Annotated in this window: 16 protein-coding genes; 12 read left to right on the top strand and 4 right to left on the bottom strand. The window is 71.7% G+C overall.

Annotated features, from left to right (window positions below; all coding sequences use genetic code 11):
* Positions 1-54 precede the first annotated feature (54 nt).
* Positions 55-741, bottom strand: coding sequence for a maleylpyruvate isomerase family mycothiol-dependent enzyme (locus tag ACSP97_RS09700; protein ID WP_355530947.1), 687 nt, complete (start codon positions 739-741; stop codon positions 55-57).
* A gap of 222 nt (positions 742-963) precedes the next feature.
* Here ACSP97_RS09700 and uvrA point away from each other — a divergent pair, with 222 nt between their 5' ends.
* Positions 964-3,996 carry an excinuclease ABC subunit UvrA gene (gene uvrA, locus ACSP97_RS09695; RefSeq protein WP_355530949.1) on the top strand — a complete coding sequence of 1,011 codons (3,033 nt, stop codon included), beginning with the start codon at positions 964-966 and terminating at the stop codon, positions 3,994-3,996.
* Between the two features lie 181 nt (positions 3,997-4,177).
* On the opposite strand, the gene ACSP97_RS09690 is transcribed toward uvrA, so the two are convergent.
* The gene (locus tag ACSP97_RS09690; protein ID WP_440557147.1) at positions 4,178-5,086 is read right to left on the bottom strand and encodes a carbohydrate kinase family protein; all 909 of its coding nucleotides are present in this window, start codon (positions 5,084-5,086) and stop codon (positions 4,178-4,180) included.
* Positions 5,083-6,204 (bottom strand): LacI family DNA-binding transcriptional regulator, encoded by a 1,122-nt coding sequence (locus ACSP97_RS09685; RefSeq protein WP_391869898.1) that lies wholly within the window; start codon positions 6,202-6,204, stop codon positions 5,083-5,085. Before ACSP97_RS09685 ends, ACSP97_RS09690 begins: the two co-directional genes overlap by 4 nt.
* Before the next feature lie 261 nt (positions 6,205-6,465).
* On the opposite strand from ACSP97_RS09685, the gene ACSP97_RS09680 reads away from it, so the two are divergent.
* Positions 6,466-6,894, top strand: a complete 429-nt coding sequence (locus tag ACSP97_RS09680; RefSeq protein ID WP_355143605.1) for a Rieske (2Fe-2S) protein — start codon at positions 6,466-6,468, stop codon at positions 6,892-6,894.
* Positions 6,895-6,964: 70 nt separating this feature from the next.
* On the opposite strand, the gene ACSP97_RS09675 is transcribed toward ACSP97_RS09680, so the two are convergent.
* Positions 6,965-7,915 carry a hypothetical protein gene (locus ACSP97_RS09675; RefSeq protein WP_355323265.1) on the bottom strand — a complete coding sequence of 317 codons (951 nt, stop codon included), beginning with the start codon at positions 7,913-7,915 and terminating at the stop codon, positions 6,965-6,967.
* A gap of 346 nt (positions 7,916-8,261) precedes the next feature.
* On the opposite strand from ACSP97_RS09675, the gene uvrC reads away from it, so the two are divergent.
* The 10 genes from uvrC (at position 8,262) to pgi (ending at position 20,393) form a co-directional block, all read left to right on the top strand.
* Positions 8,262-10,523 (top strand): excinuclease ABC subunit UvrC, encoded by a 2,262-nt coding sequence (gene uvrC, locus ACSP97_RS09670; RefSeq protein WP_355530955.1) that lies wholly within the window; start codon positions 8,262-8,264, stop codon positions 10,521-10,523.
* On the top strand, positions 10,520-11,563 hold the full coding sequence (gene rapZ, locus ACSP97_RS09665) for an RNase adapter RapZ (RefSeq protein ID WP_440557145.1): 1,044 nt from the start codon (positions 10,520-10,522) through the stop codon (positions 11,561-11,563). Before uvrC ends, rapZ begins: the two co-directional genes overlap by 4 nt.
* On the top strand, positions 11,560-12,651 hold the full coding sequence (locus ACSP97_RS09660) for a gluconeogenesis factor YvcK family protein (protein ID WP_440557143.1): 1,092 nt from the start codon (positions 11,560-11,562) through the stop codon (positions 12,649-12,651). Before rapZ ends, ACSP97_RS09660 begins: the two co-directional genes overlap by 4 nt.
* Positions 12,642-13,631, top strand: a complete 990-nt coding sequence (whiA, locus tag ACSP97_RS09655; protein ID WP_030642347.1) for a DNA-binding protein WhiA — start codon at positions 12,642-12,644, stop codon at positions 13,629-13,631. Before ACSP97_RS09660 ends, whiA begins: the two co-directional genes overlap by 10 nt.
* Positions 13,632-14,040: 409 nt before the next feature.
* On the top strand, positions 14,041-15,048 hold the full coding sequence (gene gap, locus ACSP97_RS09650; protein WP_355143595.1) for a type I glyceraldehyde-3-phosphate dehydrogenase: 1,008 nt from the start codon (positions 14,041-14,043) through the stop codon (positions 15,046-15,048).
* Between the two features lie 144 nt (positions 15,049-15,192).
* A complete protein-coding gene (locus ACSP97_RS09645; RefSeq protein ID WP_355143593.1) occupies positions 15,193-16,404 on the top strand; it encodes a phosphoglycerate kinase in 1,212 nt (403 codons plus the stop codon).
* Between the two features lie 6 nt (positions 16,405-16,410).
* On the top strand, positions 16,411-17,187 hold the full coding sequence (gene tpiA, locus ACSP97_RS09640) for a triose-phosphate isomerase (protein ID WP_355143591.1): 777 nt from the start codon (positions 16,411-16,413) through the stop codon (positions 17,185-17,187).
* A gap of 125 nt (positions 17,188-17,312) precedes the next feature.
* Positions 17,313-17,543 (top strand): preprotein translocase subunit SecG, encoded by a 231-nt coding sequence (secG, locus tag ACSP97_RS09635; protein ID WP_037662719.1) that lies wholly within the window; start codon positions 17,313-17,315, stop codon positions 17,541-17,543.
* Positions 17,544-17,803: 260 nt separating this feature from the next.
* A complete protein-coding gene (locus ACSP97_RS09630; RefSeq protein WP_004002138.1) occupies positions 17,804-18,091 on the top strand; it encodes an RNA polymerase-binding protein RbpA in 288 nt (95 codons plus the stop codon).
* A 649-nt stretch (positions 18,092-18,740) separates the two neighbouring features.
* Positions 18,741-20,393 (top strand): glucose-6-phosphate isomerase, encoded by a 1,653-nt coding sequence (pgi, locus tag ACSP97_RS09625; RefSeq protein ID WP_440557141.1) that lies wholly within the window; start codon positions 18,741-18,743, stop codon positions 20,391-20,393.
* The last annotated feature ends 352 nt before the right edge of the window (positions 20,394-20,745 follow it).

The following is a 20,745-nucleotide window of genomic DNA, read 5'->3' as shown; positions in this document are numbered from 1 at the left end:
CAGCCTATAGCGGGGCGGCGCCCGGCGGGTCGTCCGTGTGGTGCGGGACCGGTCCTACAGCGGCGGCAGCTTGGGCAGCTCGCCGCCCTCCGCGGTCAGACCGGAGCCGTCGCGCCGTCCGGCGAGCCAGCCGACCAGCTCCGCCGCCGGGCCCGAGACGGTCACCTCCGGCTTGTCCGCGGCCCTGCCGGTGTCCCAGGCGTGCGTACCGTCCGTGATCCGGGTGGGGGGGACGTCCGGGTTCCCTGAGAACCGCTCGGCGAGGAAGCCGGTCTCCCGCTCCAGGAACTCCGCGGGGGCGTCCGCCAGCTCGTACCCGATCCCGAGGTCCACGTGGTGCAGCTCCACCTCGACCCACCGCCGGAACGGCAGCCGGGCCGCGGCGTCGGTGACTCCGTTGCGCAGCTCCACCGTGCGCGTCCAGTCCGCGGGCGCGTCCCCCGCGGCCCGGAACCGGTCCGCGCTCTCGCGCAGGTCGGCGAGCTGGACGTCCAGGGGACGGGCCGCGCCGTCCTCGATGTCGGCGTCCCGCGCCGCGGCGCTCGCGTACATGGGACGGCCCTCCAGGACGTTCGCGAGCGCGTCCGCGTTGCGGGCGAGGTGGGCGAGGACGTGTCCGCGCGTCCAGCCGGGAAGCCGTGACGGCTCGGCGAGCGAGGCGTTGTCCAGTCGGGCGACCGCGCGCAGCAGCCGATCGGTCGCGTCACGTACACATGCCAGGTCATGAGCGTGATCAATCATGGGCCCGACCCTAGCGGTGCCACACGTTCGGGTGAAGCTCGTCGAGCTCGTCCGCAAATCGAATGCGCGTGCTATATCGTCGAGGGCGGCGTCGGGCATGCTGGAAGGCCGGGGATTGTTATGCAACCGGGCAATCCGACCGGCGTTGTCAGTGGCTCCCCCTAGTCTGGAGAAGACGGGGGCCCGCCCCTGTCACTTCTCCCAAGAAAGGTGCGGACCGGCGTGGCCGACCGTCTCATCGTCCGTGGCGCGCGCGAGCACAACCTGAAGAATGTCTCGCTCGACCTGCCTCGCGACTCGCTCATCGTCTTCACGGGCCTGTCCGGGTCGGGCAAGTCCTCCCTGGCCTTCGACACGATCTTCGCCGAGGGCCAGCGGCGCTACGTGGAATCCCTCTCCTCGTACGCCCGGCAGTTCCTCGGCCAGATGGACAAGCCGGACGTCGACTTCATCGAGGGCCTGTCCCCGGCGGTCTCCATCGACCAGAAGTCGACCTCGCGCAACCCCCGCTCGACCGTCGGCACCATCACCGAGGTCTACGACTACCTCCGGCTGCTCTTCGCGCGCATCGGCAAGCCGCACTGCCCCGAATGCGGCCGGCCGATCTCGCGCCAGTCGCCGCAGGCCATCGTGGACAAGGTCCTGGAGCTGCCGGAGGGCAGCCGCTTCCAGGTGCTGTCGCCGCTGGTGCGCGAGCGCAAGGGCGAGTTCGTGGACCTCTTCGCCGACCTCCAGACGAAGGGCTACTCCCGCGCGCGCGTGGACGGCACGACCGTCCAGCTGTCCGAGCCGCCGACGCTGAAGAAGCAGGAGAAGCACACCATCGAGGTGGTCGTGGACCGCCTCACGGTGAAGGACTCCGCCAAGCGCCGCCTCACCGACTCCGTGGAGACCGCCCTCGGCCTGTCCGGCGGCATGGTCGTGCTCGACTTCGTGGACCTCCCCGAGGACGACCCCGAGCGCGAGCGCATGTACTCGGAGCACCTGTACTGCCCGTACGACGACCTGTCCTTCGAGGAGCTGGAGCCGCGCTCCTTCTCCTTCAACTCGCCCTTCGGCGCCTGCCCCGAGTGCACCGGCATCGGCACCCGCATGGAGGTCGACCCGGAGCTGATCGTCCCGGACCCCGACAAGTCCCTGGACGAAGGCGCCATCCACCCCTGGTCGCACGGACACACCAAGGACTACTTCGGCCGTCTGATCGGCGCCCTCGCGGACGCGCTCGGCTTCCGCACGGACATCCCCTTCGCGGGTCTGCCGCAGCGCGCGAGGAAGGCCCTGCTGTACGGCCACAAGACCCAGATCGAGGTGCGCTACCGCAACCGGTACGGCCGCGAGCGCGTGTACACCACGCCGTTCGAGGGCGCGGTGCCCTTCGTCAAGCGCCGGCACAGCGAGGCCGAGAGCGACGCCAGCCGGGAGCGCTTCGAGGGCTATATGCGCGAGGTGCCCTGCCCCTCCTGCGAGGGCACCCGCCTCAAGCCGATCGTGCTCGCCGTGACCATCATGGGGAAGTCGATCGCCGAGGTCTCCGCGATGTCGATCAGCGACTGCGCGGAGTTCCTGGGCGAACTGAAGCTGAACGCGCGGGACAAGAAGATCGCCGAGCGGGTGCTGAAGGAGGTCAACGAGCGGCTGCGCTTCCTGGTCGACGTCGGCCTGGACTACCTCTCGCTCAACCGCGCCGCCGGCACCCTCTCCGGCGGCGAGGCCCAGCGCATCCGCCTCGCCACCCAGATCGGCTCCGGCCTGGTCGGCGTGCTGTACGTGCTGGACGAGCCCTCCATCGGTCTGCACCAGCGCGACAACCACCGGCTGATCGAGACCCTGGTGCGGCTGCGCGACATGGGCAACACGCTCATCGTGGTGGAGCACGACGAGGACACCATCAAGGTCGCCGACTGGGTGGTGGACATCGGCCCCGGCGCCGGTGAGCACGGCGGCAAGGTGGTGCACAGCGGCTCGCTGAAGGAGCTGCTCGCCAACACCGAGTCGGAGACCGGTGCCTACCTCTCCGGCCGCAAGGCGATCCCGCTCCCGGACGTCCGGCGCCCCCGCGACCCCTCCCGCCAGCTCACCGTGCACGGCGCCCGCGAGAACAACCTCCGGGACATCGACGTGTCGTTCCCGCTCGGCGTCTTCACGGCGGTCACGGGCGTGTCGGGATCCGGCAAGTCCACCCTGGTCAACGACATCCTCTACACGCACCTGGCGCGCGAGCTGAACGGCGCCAGGACCGTCCCCGGCCGCCACACCCGCGTCGCGGGCGACGACCTGGTGGACAAGGTGGTGCACGTCGACCAGTCGCCCATCGGCCGCACCCCGCGGTCCAACCCGGCGACCTACACCGGCGTCTTCGACCACATCCGCAGGCTGTTCGCCGAGACCACCGAGGCGAAGGTGCGCGGCTACCAGCCGGGCCGCTTCTCCTTCAACGTCAAGGGCGGCCGCTGCGAGAACTGCGCCGGCGACGGCACCATCAAGATCGAGATGAACTTCCTCCCGGACGTCTACGTCCCGTGCGAGGTCTGCCACGGCGCCCGGTACAACCGGGAGACCCTGGAGGTCCACTACAAGGGCAAGTCCATCGCCGAGGTGCTGAACATGCCGATCGAGGAGGCCATGCACTTCTTCGAGGCGGTCCCGGCGATCTCCCGCCACCTGAAGACGCTGAACGACGTCGGCCTCGGCTACGTCCGCCTCGGCCAGTCCGCCACCACCCTCTCCGGTGGCGAGGCCCAGCGCGTCAAGCTCGCCAGCGAGCTCCAGAAGCGCTCCACCGGACGCACGGTCTACGTCCTGGACGAGCCGACCACCGGTCTGCACTTCGAGGACATCAGCAAGCTGCTGACGGTCCTCGGCGGTCTGGTCGACAAGGGCAACACGGTCATCGTCATCGAGCACAACCTCGACGTGATCAAGACGGCCGACTGGCTGGTGGACATGGGCCCGGAGGGCGGCGCCGGCGGTGGCCTGGTGGTCGCCGAGGGCACGCCCGAGGAGGTCGCCGCGGTCCCGGCCAGCCACACCGGCAAGTTCCTGCGCGAGATCCTCGGCGCCGAGCGCATCAGCGACGCGGCACCCGTCAAGGCGCCGCGCGCCACCCGGAAGACGGCCGCGGCCAAGTCGACGGCGAAGAAGACGGTGACGGTCAAGGCCGACAACACGGCGCCCAAGAAGGCCGCCGCGACCAAGAAGACGGCCGTGAAGAAGGCGACGCCCGCGAAGAAGACGACGCGCGCCCGCAAGGACTGACACCGGACCAGGGAACCTGACAGCGGACCAGGCTCCCGGTCCGCCCAGCCGGGACAAGACCTGACATCGGATCAGAAAAACGGCGCCCCGCGGGAACTCCCCGCGGGGCGCCGCTCGTTCTCCCGACAGCCGCACCGACCGGCGGCCGCTCCTTGACAAGAGCAGAGAGGAACCAGACGGTTCACAGATCACCCAGCTCGGCCGCGTACGGCGGCTCCGCCCCCGCCCGCGAGCAGGTGATCGCCGCCGCGCGCGCCGCGAAGCGCAGCAGCCGGGTCCAGCCCTCCGTCCCGAGGGCGGCCAGCGCCTTGGGCGACAGCGCGTCCTGCGCGGCCAGACCGTGCAGCAGGGCGGCGTTCACCGTGTCCCCGGCCCCGATGGTGTCCACGACGTCGACCTTCTCGCCGGGCACGGAGTACTCCCCGCCCTCGGTGAACACGGTCAGACCGTCGCCGCCCCGGGTCACCACCACGGCCGACGGCCCCTCGGCCAGCCATGCGCGCGGAGTGCCGCCCAGCCATGCCGCGTCCTCCTCGGACACCTTGAGCAGCGTCACCGAGGGCAGCCAGCTCGCGAAGCGCGCCCGGTAGGCGTCCGCGTCCGGGATCAGTCCCGCCCGGATGTTCGGGTCGAGCGCGGTGAAAAGACCCTGCCCGGCCGCCCGTCGCAGCAGCTCCTCATAGGCGCTCGCCCCCGGTTCCAGGACGAGCGAAAGGGTGCCGAAGGACACCGCCCGCGTGCCCGCCGGGAGCGAGGGGGGAGCGGTGAAGAGACGGTCGGCGGTGCCGTCGACGTAGAAGGAGTACGCGGCCGAGCCGCCGTCGTCGATCGTGGCCGCCGCGAGGGTCGTCGGCTCCGGCCCGCGCTGCACGCCGGACACGTCGACGCCCGAGCGCCGCAGCCCGTCGAGCAGCGCCTCGCCGAAGGCGTCGCGGGACGTCCGGGAGCAGAAGGCGGTGGGCGAGCCGAGCCGGCCGAGGGCGACCGCGGTGTTGTAGGGGCCGCCGCCGGGCGTCGGCTTCAGGGCCGCCAGGGCGCCGGGGCCCTGCGGTACCAGGTCGATCAGTGCCTCACCGGCGACGACGATCACGAGGAGGTTCCCTTCTCGGACGGGGACTCGGGCAGCGGCTCGGACAGGGCGGGCCTTGCGGTGCGCGGCGCTGCTTCGGGCCGCTCGGGTCCCTCCGGGCAGCCGCAGGAGCCGCGGTGGACGAACGTGCAGGGCAGGCGCACGGTGCGGGGCGGCCGGTCCGGCTCGGCCAGGCGTTCCAGGAGCAGCCGCACGGCCCGGGCGCCCAGCTCCCTGCTGGGCTGGGCGATGGCGGTGAGCCGGGGCGAGAACAGGTCGGCCCAGGGGAAGTCGTCGAAACAGCACAGGGCGAGGTCACCGGGCACGGACAGGCCGTGCCGGGCGAGGGCGCGCAGGGTCCCGAGCGTCATCGCGTTGTTGGCGGTGACGAGCGCGGTGGGCGGATCGGGCAGGGCGAGCAGAGCGGCCGCCGCCCGCTCGGCACCGGCCGACTCGGAGTTGCCCGACACCAGGAGGCGGTCGTCGAGGGCCAGGCCGGCGGCGGCGAGACCGTCCCGGTAGCCCGCGACGCGCTCACGGGTCGTGCTGAGCCCCGGCAGACCCGCGACCAGGCCGATCCGGCGGTGTCCCAGCCCGGCGAGATGGGTGACGAGCCGGGCCGTCGGACCGGCACTCTCGGCGCAGACCTGGTCGAAGCGCGGGGAGTCCGTGCCGGGAGCCGCGTCCACTCCGTCGATCAGCCGGTCCAGGAACACGGTCGGTACGGCGTGCCGGCGCAGATAGCCGACCAGCTCGCCCGGCTGCGCGGACGGAGCGACGATCATGCCGTCCACCCGTCGCTCGTGGAGGAGCCGGGCGACCTTCTGCTCGTGTGCGGGATCGTCGTGCGGGTCCGCCAGGAGCAGCCCGTACCCGGCCTCCAGGGCGGCGGCCTCGACACCCTGGAGGATCTCGGTGAAGTACGGGTTGCTGATCGCCGACACCGCGAGCCCGATGGAACGGGTGCGGGCGGTCACCAGGGAGCGGGCCAGGGTGTTGGGCGTGTACCCGAGGGCGTCCACGGCGTCCAGGACGGCCTGCCGGGTGCCCGGCAGCACCGGGCGGGTGCCGTTGAGCACGTGGGAGACGGTCGCCACGGAGACCCCGGCGCTGCGCGCCACGTCCGCCATGGTGGCCATCGCGTCCCCCTCCCTGCCCGTCCGCCGGCCTTTCCCGCCCTGCCTCCCCACCAGGCATTCCCCGGCGAGTGCGGCCTTCAGGCCGGGAAGGTACCCCATCGCCCGGCCCCGCGTAAACGCTTGCGCAAGCGTTTACGCGCTCCTGTTCGCCGCGCCGCGCACCTCCCCGGGCCCCGCCTCGCGCACCGCACCCCGCCCCCGGACCGGCCCTTCTGCCCCGGTATCGTCGCCCCGTACACCCCTTGACCAGTGGAGTTCGAGATGCCCACGCGACCGTCCGCGAGCCGTCGTACCGTCCTTCGAGGGGCCGCCGTGGTCCCGGTCGCCGGGCTCGGCCTGGCAGCGTGCTCCGCACCGGGAGGGAACGGCGCCTCCGCGTCCACCCCGACCGCTCCGGTGGATCTCGGCGCCGAGAGCGAGGTCGCCAAGGGCGGCGCCAAGCTCTACCGGGACCACAACGTGGTGGTCAGCAGGGACGACAGCGGGGCGCTCAAGGCGTACAGCACGATCTGCACGCACGCCGGCTGCCCGATCAACAAGCTCCAGGGGACGACCCTGATCTGCCCCTGCCACGGCAGCCAGTTCGACGCCATGACCGGCAAGGTGGTCCAGTCGCCGGCCACCGTGCCCCTGACCGAGCTGTCGGTGAAGACCGAGGACGGCAAGATCGTCGCGGGCCCGGCGGCCTGACCCCGGCTGCGAACGACCGGTCCCGGCGACCGACCGGTCCCGGGTCAACCGGCGGGCGCCGCGCCCCCGTTCACCGCTGCCAGTCCCAGGCGATGCCCACGATGCCCGGCCGGATGCGCGGCTCGACCACATGGACGCAGTGGTGCGGAGCGGTGACGGGCAGTTCCTGCCGCCCGCCGCGCGGGGCCGCCGGGGAGTGCTGGGTGAAGCGGTGGCAGCGCACCGGCAGCGCCGCCGCGTCGAAGCGCACCTGGAGCGCGTACTGACCGCCGGGTGTCTCGAAACCGCGCAGGTACTCGCGGGCCGTCTCGGCCGTGCCGTCCTCGACGGCGTACCGGAAGAGGAAGGTGTCCCCGGCGCGCAGCCGGGTGCCGAAGAGCAGCTCGGCCACCAGCACCCCGGTCTCCTGGTCGAAGCGGACCCGCCCGGTGCGGCAGTTCTCCAGGGCCCGCACCCGCATGTGGCGCGGCGCGCAGCCCGGGTCGCCCTGGTGCACCACGAGAAAGCCGTCGACGCCGTCACGGTGGGCGCGCACGATGTGATGGGCCTCGCGGGCCGCCAGCTCGCGCCGGGCGCCGATCCGGACGCATTCGTGGTGGCCGAGGGTGTGCAGCCCGCCGTCCGCCGGGCGGCCCAGCTCGGCCCGGAGCCGGTCCAGCACGGCCGACGCCTCGACCAGGGAGCGGTACGAGCGGGCGGACCGGCGGCCGGATGCCGGATGCCGGTCGGACTCGGCGAGCAGCCGGATCAGGGACTCGTCCGGCAGCTGGAGGATCTCCTCCAGGGCGCGTACCGCGCGCAGCGACTCCGGGCGCTGCGGGCGGCGGGCGCCCTGCTGCCAGTAACTCAGGCTGGTCACCCCGACCTTGACCCCGTGGCGCGACAGATGGTGCTGCACGCGCTGGAGCGGCAGGCCGCGCGCGGCGATCGCGGCACGCAGCGCCACGTGGAAGGGGCCGCCCCGCAGGGCCGAGTCCAGTTCCCCGTCGGGAAGGTCCGCGTGCTGTGTGGCATGCAGCATGCCGAGGGGCCTTTCTGTGAGGTGTCACGACGGCTGGTCGGACCGTCTGCGCGGTGTGCGGGGCCACCCCCGTGGCGTCCTGGTCGCCCATGGCTGCGCACACCGCGCCCCTTCGCACGTGCCGGCCCCGAGTTCCCCCGCATTGAAGCGTGTTGATCAGCACCCGACAACACCTGGGGACCGGTCGCACCGACGTCTGGCCGGACCCCGCCCCTCGTCGGCCGGTGGGCGCCCACGGGCGGCCCCTTCGGGCCCCGGGGCCGGAACGGACCGGTCCGCGCGCCGCGGCACCGGCGTCGTCCACAGGCCCGACGCGGTGTCGGTGCTCGCCAGTAGGGTGTGAGACATGGCCGATCCCTCCAGCTACCGCCCCAGGCCGGGAGACATCCCGGACACCCCCGGGGTGTACAGGTTCCGTGACGAGCACCGCCGGGTGATCTACGTCGGAAAGGCGAAAAGCCTGCGCCAGCGCCTGGCGAACTACTTCCAGGACCTGGCGAACCTGCACCCCCGCACCCGGACCATGGTGACCACCGCCGCGTCCGTGGAGTGGACGGTGGTGTCCACCGAGGTCGAGGCGCTGCAGCTGGAGTACTCCTGGATCAAGGAGTTCGACCCCCGGTTCAACGTCAAGTACCGCGACGACAAGAGCTACCCGTACCTCGCGGTGACGATGAACGAGGAGTTCCCGCGCGTCCAGGTGATGCGCGGTCACAAGAAGAAGGGCGTGCGGTACTTCGGGCCGTACGGACACGCCTGGGCCATCCGGGACACCGTCGACCTGCTGCTGCGGGTCTTCCCGGTGCGCACCTGCTCGGCGGGCGTGTTCAAGAACGCCGCCCGCACCGGCCGGCCCTGCCTGCTCGGCTACATCGGCAAGTGCTCCGCCCCCTGCGTCGGCCGCATCAGCCCCGAGGACCACTGGGACCTGGCCGACGAGTTCTGCGACTTCATGGCCGGCCGCACCGGCACCTACCTCCGCCGTCTGGAGAAGCAGATGATGGAGGCGGCGGAGGAGATGGAGTACGAACGCGCCGCCCGGCTGCGCGACGACATAGGGGCCCTGAAGAAGGCCATGGAGAAGAGCGCGGTCGTGCTCGCCGACGCGACCGACGCGGACCTCATCGCCGTCGCCGAGGACGAGCTGGAGGCGGCCGTGCAGATCTTCCATGTGCGCGGTGGCCGGGTGCGCGGCCAGCGCGGCTGGGTGACCGACAAGGTCGAGGAGATCACCACCGGCGCCCTGGTCGAGCACGCCCTGCAGCAGCTGTACGGCGAGGAGACCGGGGACGCCGTGCCCAAGGAGGTCCTGGTCCCCGCGCTGCCCGAGCCGGTCGAGCCGGTCCAGGAGTGGCTGACCGGCCGCCGCGGCTCCCATGTGTCGTTGCGCATCCCCCAGCGCGGCGACAAGAAGGCGCTCATGGAGACCGTGCAGCGCAACGCCCAGCAGGCGCTCGCCCTGCACAAGACCAAGCGCGCCTCCGACCTCACCACCCGCTCCCGCGCCCTGGAGGAGATCGCCGACGCCCTCGACCTGGACAGCGCCCCGCTGCGCATCGAGTGCTACGACATCTCGCACCTCCAGGGGGACGACGTGGTCGCCTCCATGGTGGTGTTCGAGGACGGCCTGCAGCGCAAGAGCGAGTACCGCCGCTTCCAGATCAAGGGCTTCGCGGGCCAGGACGACGTCCGCTCCATGCACGAGGTGATCACCCGCCGCTTCAAGCGGTACCTCGCCGAGAAGGAGCGGACGGGGGAGTGGGCCGACGGCGAGGACACCGACGGCGCCACCGCCCCCGCGGGCACGACGACAGCGCCCGTCGGCACGGCACCCGCCGACAGCCTGGCCCCGACCTCCACCGCCGTGTCCCCGCTCACCGGCACCGGTGCGGTCACCGAAGCGGACGCCCGCCCCGAAGCCGGTGCGGTCACCGGTACGGGACCCGCCCCGGCCGCCGCCGCCCCGGCCGCCCCCGAACCCGGCGTCGGCCCGGTCGACGGCGCCCTCAAGGACGAGGACGGCCGTCCGCGGAAGTTCGCCTACCCGCCCCAGCTCGTCGTGGTCGACGGCGGTCAGCCGCAGGTCGCGGCGGCCCAGCGGGCGCTGGACGAACTGGGCATCGACGACATCGCGGTGTGCGGCCTCGCCAAGCGGCTGGAGGAGGTCTGGCTGCCCGGTGAGGACGACCCCGTCGTGCTGCCCCGCACCAGCGAGGGCCTGTACCTGCTCCAGCGCGTCCGGGACGAGGCCCACCGGTTCGCGATCACCTACCAGCGCACCAAGCGCGCCAAGCGCTTCCGCGCCGGCCCGCTGGACGACGTCCCCGGCCTCGGCGAAACCAGGAAACAGGCGCTCATCAAGCATTTCGGCTCGGTGAAGCGGCTGCGGTCCGCCACAATCGAACAGATCCAGGAAGTGCCCGGGATAGGCCGCAAGACGGCCGAGACCATCGCCGCGGCCCTCGCCCAGGCGGCCCCGGCCGCACCCGCCGTGAACACGGCGACCGGAGAGATCATGGAAGACGAGGAACCCGAGACGACGGCGGGTTCCTCGGGGGCGCCCGTGACCACGGGTTCCCCGGACGAACGACGGGGGCAGGAGACATGACCGAGCACGACGCAGACCCCACGCAGCGCCGAGATCAGGCGCGCGGCGGCCCGGCCGACGACGCGGCCCGGCGGAGCACGGGCCGGCCCGACGCCCGGCAGCACACGGGCCGGGACGCGGCCGACGACAACGGAGCACAGGTGAGTACGGGCAGCGAGACCCCCGGGGCACCCGAAGCGGCCATCCCCGAGCTGGTGATCATCTCCGGCATGTCCGGAGCGGGCCGTTCGACGGCCGCGAAGTGTCTGGAGGACCTCGGCTGGTTCGTCGTGGACAACCTCCCGCCCGCCCTCATCCCCACCATGGTGGAGCTGGGCGCCCGCTCCCAGGGCAACGTGGCGCGGATCGCGGTGGTCGTGGACGTCCGCGGCCGCCGCTTCTTCGACAACCTGCGCGAGTCCCTGGCGGACCTGGAGGCCAAGCACGTCACCCGGCGGATCGTCTTCCTGGAGTCCTCCGACGAGGCCCTGGTGCGCCGTTTCGAGTCGGTGCGCCGCCCGCACCCCCTCCAGGGCGACGGCCGCATCGTGGACGGCATCGCCGCCGAGCGGGAACTGCTGCGCGAACTGCGCGGCGACGCCGACCTGGTGATCGACACCTCCAGCCTCAACGTGCACGAGCTGCGCGCCAAGATGGACGCCCAGTTCGCCGGCGAGGAGGAGCCCGAACTGCGGGCCACCGTGATGTCCTTCGGGTTCAAGTACGGCCTGCCGGTCGACGCCGATCTCGTCGCGGACATGCGGTTCCTGCCCAACCCGCACTGGGTCCCGGAGCTGCGCCCGTTCACCGGCCTCAACGAGGAGGTCGCCGCCTACGTCTTCAACCAGCCCGGCGCCAAGGAGTTCCTGGACCGCTACGCCGAGCTGCTTCGGCTGATCGCGGCCGGGTACCGGCGCGAGGGCAAGCGGTACGTGACCATCGCCATCGGCTGCACCGGGGGCAAGCACCGCTCGGTCGCGATGTCGGAGAAGCTCGCCGCGCGCCTCGCGGCCGAGGGGGTCGAGACGGTGGTCGTGCACCGGGACATGGGACGGGAATGACGGAACGTACACCGCGGCTGGGCCGGCTGCGCCGGATGGTGCCGGACGCGCGCTCCGGCCGCACCGCCGGGACCGGGGCCGGCCGCCCCGCCGAGGCCCGCGGGGGCCGGCCCCGTCGCCGGGGCGCCCAACCCAAGGTGGTCGCGCTCGGCGGCGGCAGGGGCCTGTCGGCCTCGCTCGCCGCCCTGCGCCGGATCACCGGCGACCTCACCGCCGTGGTCACCGTGGCCGACGACGGCGGCTCCAGCGGCCGGCTGCGCGACGAACTGGGCGTGCTGCCGCCCGGCGACCTGCGCAAGGCGCTGGCCGCGCTCTGCGGCGACGACGACTGGGGCCAGACATGGGCCCGGGTCATCCAGCACCGCTTCGCCTCCCAGGGCGACCTGCACGACCACGCGGTGGGCAACCTGCTGATCGTCGCCCTGTGGGAGCAGCTCGGGGACCACGTCCAGGCCCTGGACCTGGTGGGCAAGCTGCTCGGCGCGCACGGGCGGGTGCTGCCCATGTCCGCCGTGCCGCTGGAGCTCCAGGCCCTGGTCAAGGGGCACGACCCGGAGCGCCCGGAGGACGTGGACACGGTGCGCGGGCAGGCCACGGTCGCGCTGACCCCCGGCGAGGTGCAGTCCGTGCACCTGGTGCCGAACGACCCGCCGGCCGTCCCCGAGGCCCTGGCGGCGGTCCTGGACGCGGACTGGGTGGTGCTCGGCCCCGGCTCCTGGTTCTCCTCGGTGATCCCGCACCTGCTCGTGCCCGAACTGCTGGACGCCCTGACCGAGACCAAGGCGCGCAAGGTGCTGTCCCTGAACCTCGCCCCGCAGCCCGGAGAAACCGACGGCTTCTCCCCGCAGCGTCATTTGGAGGTTTTGGGGCGACACGCCCCTAAACTCGCCCTGGACGTGGTGCTGGCCGACGAGGCCGCCGTGCCCGACCGCGATTCGCTCACCGAGGCCGCCAAGCGGCTGGGCGCCGCGGTCGAGCTGGCCACGGTGGCCCGGACCGACGGAACACCCCGGCACGACCCGGAGCTGTTGGCCGCCGCGTACGACCGTATTTTTCGGATGCATGGAAGGATCGGCCCATGGCGATGACGGCAGCGGTGAAGGACGAGATCTCCCGGCTCCCCGTCACCCGGACCTGCTGCAGGAAGGCGGAGGTCTCCGCCATTCTGCGGTTCGCCGGCGGCCTGCATCTGGTGAGCGGGCGCATCGTGATCGAGGCGGAGCTGGACACCGCGATGGCGGCGCGCCGCCTCAAGCGGGACATCCTGGAGATCTTCGGGCACAGTTCCGAACTGATCGTGATGGCGCCCGGCGGGCTGCGGCGCGGCTCGCGCTACGTCGTCAGAGTCGTCGCGGGCGGCGACCAGCTCGCCCGGCAGACGGGCCTGGTCGACGGCCGGGGCCGGCCGATCCGCGGGCTGCCCCCGCAGGTGGTCTCGGGGGCCACCTGCGACGCGGAGGCGGCCTGGCGCGGGGCGTTCCTCGCGCACGGCTCGCTGACCGAGCCCGGCCGCTCCTCCTCCCTTGAGGTGACCTGCCCGGGCCCGGAGGCCGCGCTGGCGCTGGTCGGCGCCGCCCGCCGGCTGTCGATCGCCGCCAAGGCCCGCGAGGTGCGTGGGGTGGACCGGGTGGTCGTCCGCGACGGTGACGCGATCGGCGCGCTGCTGACCCGGCTCGGCGCGCACGAGTCGGTGCTGGCCTGGGAGGAGCGCCGGATGCGCCGCGAGGTGCGGGCCACGGCCAACCGGCTCGCCAACTTCGACGACGCCAACCTGCGGCGCTCGGCGCGCGCGGCGGTGGCCGCCGGGGCCCGGGTGCAGCGCGCGCTGGAGATCCTCGGGGACGAGGTGCCCGAGCACCTCGCCGCGGCCGGTCGGCTGCGCATGGAGCACAAGCAGGCCTCGCTGGAGGAGCTGGGCGCGCTCGCCGACCCGCCGCTGACCAAGGACGCGGTCGCGGGCCGCATCCGCCGGCTGCTGGCCATGGCCGACAAGCGGGCCTCCGATCTGGGCATCCCGGGCACCGAGGCCAACCTGTCCGAGGAGCTGGCGGACAACCTGGCCGGCTGACCGCTCCGCGCAGCGCGCCGACACGCCGGTGCCGCATCCCCGTCCGAGGGATCCGGCACCGGCTTTTCGTATGCCCTCGCCCGCCGAACTCCCCGGCTCCATACCACAGGTGAGCGGGGCCCCCATCAAGGGTGCGGAACCGGGGTACTCAACAGGTGAGCCGACCCGCTCACGAACGAGTGACAACGACGTCAGTAAGGGGGGACATCGGATAGCAAATCCGGGTGAATCGACTGCCGGTCCAGGGGGGTCCGTACCCCTACTGACGTGTACGGAAGACCTGCCCACGTATGCGCCGTCTCGATGTCACCGAGGGCCCCTCGGAGAGGTAGGGTCGGTGGTGGTCGGGGACATCCCAAACAGAGCTCGCCGGCTCGCATGGCCGGCGTACCAACGAGGAGATCGGTTCGTGACGATCCGCGTAGGCATCAACGGCTTCGGCCGCATCGGCCGTAACTACTTCCGCGCGCTGCTGGAGCAGGGTGCGGACATCGAGGTTGTGGCTGTCAACGACCTGGGTGACACGGCCACCACGGCCCACCTGCTCAAGTACGACACGATCCTGGGCCGCCTCAAGCAGGAGGTCTCCCACACCGCCGACACGATCACCGTCGACGGCCACACCATCAAGGTGCTCTCCGAGCGCAACCCGGCGGACATCCCCTGGGGCGAGCTGGGCGTCGACATCGTCATCGAGTCGACCGGCATCTTCACCAAGCGCGAGGACGCCGCCAAGCACCTGGCCGGCGGCGCCAAGAAGGTCCTCATCTCGGCTCCGGCCAAGGACGAGGACATCACCATCGTGATGGGCGTCAACCAGGACAAGTACGACCCGGCGAACCACCACGTCATCTCCAACGCGTCGTGCACCACCAACTGTGTGGCCCCGATGGCGAAGGTTCTGGACGAGAACTTCGGCATCGTCAAGGGTCTGATGACCACGGTGCACGCGTACACCAACGACCAGCGCATCCTGGACTTCCCGCACAAGGACCTGCGCCGCGCCCGCGCCGCCGCCGAGAACATCATCCCGACCACCACCGGTGCCGCCAAGGCCACCGCCCTGGTCCTGCCGCAGCTCAAGGGCAAGCTGGACGGCCTCGCCATGCGCGTCCCGGTCCCGACCGGCTCCGTCACCGACCTCGTCGTCGAACTCAGCCGCGAGGTCACCAAGGAAGAGGTCAACGCCGCCTTCCAGAAGGCCTCCGAGGGCGAGCTGAAGGGTCTCCTCGACTACACCGAGGACCCGATCGTCTCCTCGGACATCGTCAACGCCCCGGCGTCCTGCACCTTCGACTCCTCCCTGACCATGGTCCAGGAGGGCAAGAACGTGAAGGTCATCGGCTGGTACGACAACGAGTGGGGCTACTCCAACCGTCTCGTGGACCTCACGGTCTTCGTCGGCAACCAGCTCTGATCGCCGAAGACCACAGCAGCACGACCGTGACATGAGAGCAGGGCTCGGCAGGCGCAGCGCGGCGCCCGCCGGGCCCTGTCTCGCGCACGGACCACGTCCTCATACGATCAGGTGCACCACGAGCCCTCCTCAGGAGTCCACTCAATGAAGACGATCGACGAACTTCTCGCCGACGGCGTAAGCGGCAAGCGGGTCTTCGTCCGCGCCGACCTCAACGTGCCGCTGGCCGACGGGACGATCACCGACGACGGCCGCATCCGCGCCGTGCTGCCCACCGTCAAGGCCCTCGCCGACGCGGGCGCCAAGGTGATCGTCGCCTCGCACCTGGGCCGCCCCAAGGGCGCCCCGGACCCCGCCTTCTCGCTGCTGCCCGCCGCCGAGCGCCTCGGTGAACTGCTCGGCGCCCCGGTCGCCTTCGCCCAGGACACCGTCGGCCCCGCCGCCCACGACGCCGTCGACGGCCTGGAGCCCGGCCAGGTCGCGGTCATCGAGAACCTGCGCTTCAACCCCGGCGAGACGGCCAAGGACGACACCGAGCGCGGCGAGTTCGCCGACCGGCTCGCCGCCCTCGCCGACGTGTACGTGGGCGACGGCTTCGGCGCCGTGCACCGCAAGCACGCCTCCGTGTACGACCTCCCGGCCCGGCTGCCGCACTACGCCGGCCACCTCATCGCCACCGAGGTCGGCGTCCTGAAGAAGCTCACCGAGGACGTCAAGCGCCCCTACGTCGTCGCGCTCGGCGGCGCCAAGGTCTCCGACAAGCTCGCCGTCATCGACCAGCTGCTCGGCAAGGCCGACCGGCTGCTCATCGGCGGCGGCATGGCCTACACCTTCCTCAAGGCCAAGGGCTACGAGGTCGGCATCTCCCTCCTCCAGGAGGACCAGATCCCGGCCGTCACCGAGTACATGCAGCGCGCCGAGAAGCAGGGCGTGGAACTGGTACTGCCCGTCGACGTCCTCGTGGCCCGGGAATTCCCGGACCTCAAGACCAAGGCGCCCAGCCGGTTCACCACCGTCGACGCGGACAAGATCCCCGCCGACCAGGAGGGCCTGGACATCGGCCCCAAGACCCGAGAGCTGTACGCCTCGAAGCTCGCCGACGCCGAGACCGTCTTCTGGAACGGCCCCATGGGCGTCTTCGAGCACCCCGACTACGCCGAGGGCACCAAGGCGGTCGCCCAGGCCCTCGTCGACTCGGACGGGTTCACCGTCGTCGGCGGCGGTGACTCCGCCGCGGCCGTGCGCACGCTCGGCTTCGACGAGAACGCATTCGGCCACATCTCGACCGGTGGCGGCGCCTCCCTCGAATACCTCGAGGGCAAGACGCTCCCCGGCCTCGCCGCACTGGAGGACTGACCCCGTATGACCACCCGCACGCCGCTGATGGCGGGCAACTGGAAGATGAACCTCAACCACCTCGAGGCCATCGCGCACGTCCAGAAGCTCGCCTTCGCCCTGGCCGACAAGGACTACGAGGCCGTCGAGGTCGCCGTCCTGCCGCCCTTCACCGACCTGCGCTCCGTGCAGACCCTGGTCGACGGCGACAAGCTGAAGATCAAGTACGGCGCCCAGGACATCTCGCAGCACGACTCCGGCGCCTACACCGGTGAGATCTCCGGCCCGATGCTGGCCAAGCTGAAGTGCACGTACGTGGTCATCGGCCACTCCGAGCGCCGGCAGTACCACCACGAGACCGACGAGGTGGTCAACGCCAAGGTCAAGGCCGCCTACAAGCACGGCCTGACCCCGATCCTGTGCGTCGGCGAGGAGCTGGACGTCCGCGAGGCCGGCAACCACGTCACCCACACCCTCGCCCAGGTCGAGGGTGGTCTGAAGGACCTCCCGGCCGAGCAGGCCGAGACGATCGTGATCGCCTACGAGCCGGTGTGGGCCATCGGCACCGGCAAGGTCTGCGGCGCCGACGACGCCCAGGAGGTCTGCGCCGCCATCCGCGCCAAGGTCGCCGAGCTGTACTCGCAGGACGTGGCCGACAAGGTCCGCATCCAGTACGGCGGCTCCGTGAAGTCCGGCAATGTCGCCGAGATCATGGCCAAGGCCGACATCGACGGCGCCCTGGTCGGCGGCGCGTCGCTGGACACCGACGAGTTCGTCAAGATCGTGCGTTTTCGCGATCAGTGACGGTGCGGTGACGCCGCTCATGAGTAGGCGGTAGCCGCGATACGTCGTACTCTTGCGGGGGCACGGCCCGTGTGCTGTGCCCCCGTCGTCCATCCGATTCCGAGGAAGTTGGTCCAGCCGTGGTTTTGGGGTTCTCGATCGCCCTGATCGTCTTCAGCCTGCTGCTGATGCTGCTGGTGCTGATGCACAAGGGAAAGGGCGGCGGCCTCTCCGACATGTTCGGTGGCGGCATGCAGTCCTCCGTCGGCGGCTCCTCGGTCGCCGAGCGCAACCTCGACCGGATCACCGTCGTGATCGGCGTGCTGTGGATCGCGTGCATCGTGGTCCTCGGCATCCTGATGAAGACGAACAGCTGATCCCGGGCCGCACGGCCCACACATTCCGTACGTTGAGCCCCATGTTCGGTTACGCGCTCCCATGCGCGGCCTATCATGGGGCTTGCGTCTGGATGTGGGGGGCGGTAACTCCAATCACTGGACGCGCGTTGGGCCTTACGTAGACTGAGGCGCTCGCGGCGAAGCGGAACGCCGACTCGCTTCGCGGCACCATCACGCAGGGAGTTACGACCGTGGCAAGTGGCAACGCGATCCGAGGAAGCCGGGTCGGGGCGGGGCCGATGGGCGAGGCCGAGCGCGGCGAGTCCGCACCGCGGCTGCGCATCTCCTTCTGGTGCTCCAACGGGCACGAGACGCAGCCGAGCTTCGCCAGCGACGCGCAGGTTCCCGACACCTGGGACTGCCCGCGCTGCGGCTTTCCGGCCGGCCAGGACCGGGACAACCCCCCGGACCCGCCGCGCACCGAGCCGTACAAGACCCACCTCGCCTATGTGCGGGAGCGGCGCAGCGACGCGGACGGCGAGGCGATCCTCGCCGAGGCGCTCGCCAAACTGCGCGGCGAGATCTAGGAGTTGACGACCGGCCGGGCCCCTCGGGTGCCTGGCCGGAGCCGTATCCATACGCTCGCGTACGGCCCGTTGTCAGTGGCACCCCCTACGGTTCTCGTGAAGGCGACGACCGCGAGGGGGAGTTGTGGCGACGACGGCGGGGGAGACGCGCGTGCCCGCATGGCGCGGGGGCTTCGGGCGACTGTGGAGCATCGTCATGCCGTCCCGCTCCGGCGGCGCGCCGCGCCGGGCCGCGCCGCGGTCGGCCGCCGCCCGTCGCCGCCGTGACCGCCCGCGGCCGTCCCGGCAACGTCTCCATCGCCCAGCCGCCCCCGGGTCCTCGGCGGCATCGGCCGCACCCGCGCGTTCCTCGTCATCGGCCGTGTGCGCCGCCTGGCCGCCCTGGTGGGCGCCCTCGCCGTCCCCCGGCTCAGGGGCGGGCTCCGGAGTGCCCATGCCACCACCCCGATGCAGCAACGCACCCTCGCCGACGTCCCCGGCCGGGAGGGTGCCGCCTTCCACCTACCGTCCGTCGGCTCGCCGAGGCGGACCCGCGCGCCGGCCGGGCCCTCGTCCCGCCCGAGGACGGCGCGACAGCGGCCCACACCAGGCGGTGATCAATTAGGTTGGAACCCGCTGGGACAGGCACGAAAGAAGGCGGAAGTCGGAAATGAACGCAGACGGCCGTACCAGGCTCAACCAGTCGCCCGAGTGGACCGCTCTCGCCAAGCACCGGGAGGAGCTGGCCGGCACCCATCTGAGGGACCTGTTCGCCGCCGACCCCGAGCGTGGCGCCGGGTACACCCTGCAAGTCGGCGACCTCTCCATCGACTACAGCAAGCACCTGATCACCGGCGAGACCCTGCGGCTGCTGCGCGAGCTGGCCGCGGCGAGGGACGTGGCCGGGCTGCGGGACGCCATGTTCCGCGGCGAGAAGATCAACATCACCGAGGACCGGGCGGTGCTGCACACCGCGCTGCGCGCCCCGCGGGACGCGGTGATCGAGGTCGACGGCGAGAACGTGGTGCCCAAGGTGCACGCGGTGCTCGACAAGATGTCCGACTTCGCCGAGCGGGTCCGCTCCGGCGCCTGGACCGGGCACACCGGCAAGCGCATCCGGAACGTGGTCAACATCGGCATCGGCGGCTCCGACCTCGGCCCCGCCATGGCCTACGAGGCGCTGCGCAGCTACACCGACCGCGAACTGACCGTCCGCTTCGTGTCCAACGTGGACGGCGCCGACCTGCACGAGGCCACCCGCGACCTGGACCCGGCCGAAACGCTGTTCATCATCGCCTCCAAGACCTTCACCACGATCGAGACGATCACCAACGCGACCTCCGCGCGCACCTGGCTGCTGGCCGCGCTGGGCGACGAGGCCGCGGTGGCCAAGCACTTCGTGGCGCTGTCCACCAACGCCGCCAAGGTCGCCGAGTTCGGTATCGACCCGGCCAACATGTTCGAGTTCTGGGACTGGGTCGGCGGTCGCTACTCGTACGACTCCGCGATCGGCCTCTCCCTGATGATCGCCATCGGGCCGGACCGGTTCCGCGAGATGCTGGACGGCTTCCGGCAGATGGACGAGCACTTCCGCACCGCGCCCCCGGAGGCCAACGCCCCGCTGCTGCTCGGCCTGCTGGGCATCTGGTACGGCAACTTCCACGACGCCCAGTCGCACGCGGTGCTGCCGTACAGCCACTACCTGTCCAAGTTCACCGCCTACCTCCAGCAGCTGGACATGGAGTCCAACGGCAAGTACGTGGCGCGGGACGGCAAGCAGGTCGACTGGCAGACCGGGCCGGTGGTGTGGGGCACCCCGGGCACCAACGGGCAGCACGCGTACTACCAGTTGATCCACCAGGGCACCAAGCTGATCCCGGCCGACTTCATCGGCTTCGCCGAGCCGGTCGCCGAGCTGAGCGACGAACTGAAGGCCCAGCACGACCTGTTGATGGCCAATTTCTTCGCCCAGACCCAGGCGCTCGCCTTCGGCAAGACCGCCGAGGAGGTCCGCGCGGAGGGCGTGCCCGAGGAACTGGTGCCCCACAAGACCTTCCCGGGCAACCGGCCCACGACCACCATCCTCGCGAGGGAACTCACCCCCTCCGTGCTCGGCCAGCTGATCGCCCTCTACGAGCACAAGGTGTTCGTGCAGGGCGCGGTGTGGGACATCGACTCCTTCGACCAGTGGGGCGTGGAGCTGGGCAAGGTCCTCGCCAAGCGCGTCGAACCCGCCCTCACCGAGGGCGCCGAGGTCCCCGGCCTCGACGCCTCGACCAAGGCGCTGGTCGCCCGCTACCGGGAGCTGCGCGGCCGCAGCTGAGACCGTGCGCCGAGCGGCCGGAGCCGAGACCGTGCGCCGAGGCCGGCGCGCGGGCGTCCTCCGCGCGTCCTCCGTGTCCCGTACCCCCGGTGATCACGGACGACGCGACTCGGGGGAGTGCGCCGTGGCACGGTGGATCCGCAGGCCGGGAGAACGGCGCGAGCCGAACCGGCTGAACGCCCGTCACGCGGTCCGGGCGTGGAGCGGCGCCACGGCATCCGGCTGACCGGCCGTCCGGCGCCGCACGTCCGCCGGGCACCGGCCGACGCGCCGTGCTCCCAAGGGCGTTGAGCCCGGATACGCGAGACGGCGGGGATGGTGGCCATCCCCGCCGTCTCCTCGTTCTGCCCGT

It is taken from the genome of Streptomyces sp. SCPE 10 (assembly GCF_051980735.1).
In the GTDB taxonomy this organism is placed as follows: Bacteria; Actinomycetota; Actinomycetes; order Streptomycetales; family Streptomycetaceae; genus Streptomyces; species Streptomyces misionensis.
This window is presented reverse-complemented; position numbering and strand designations above follow the sequence as displayed.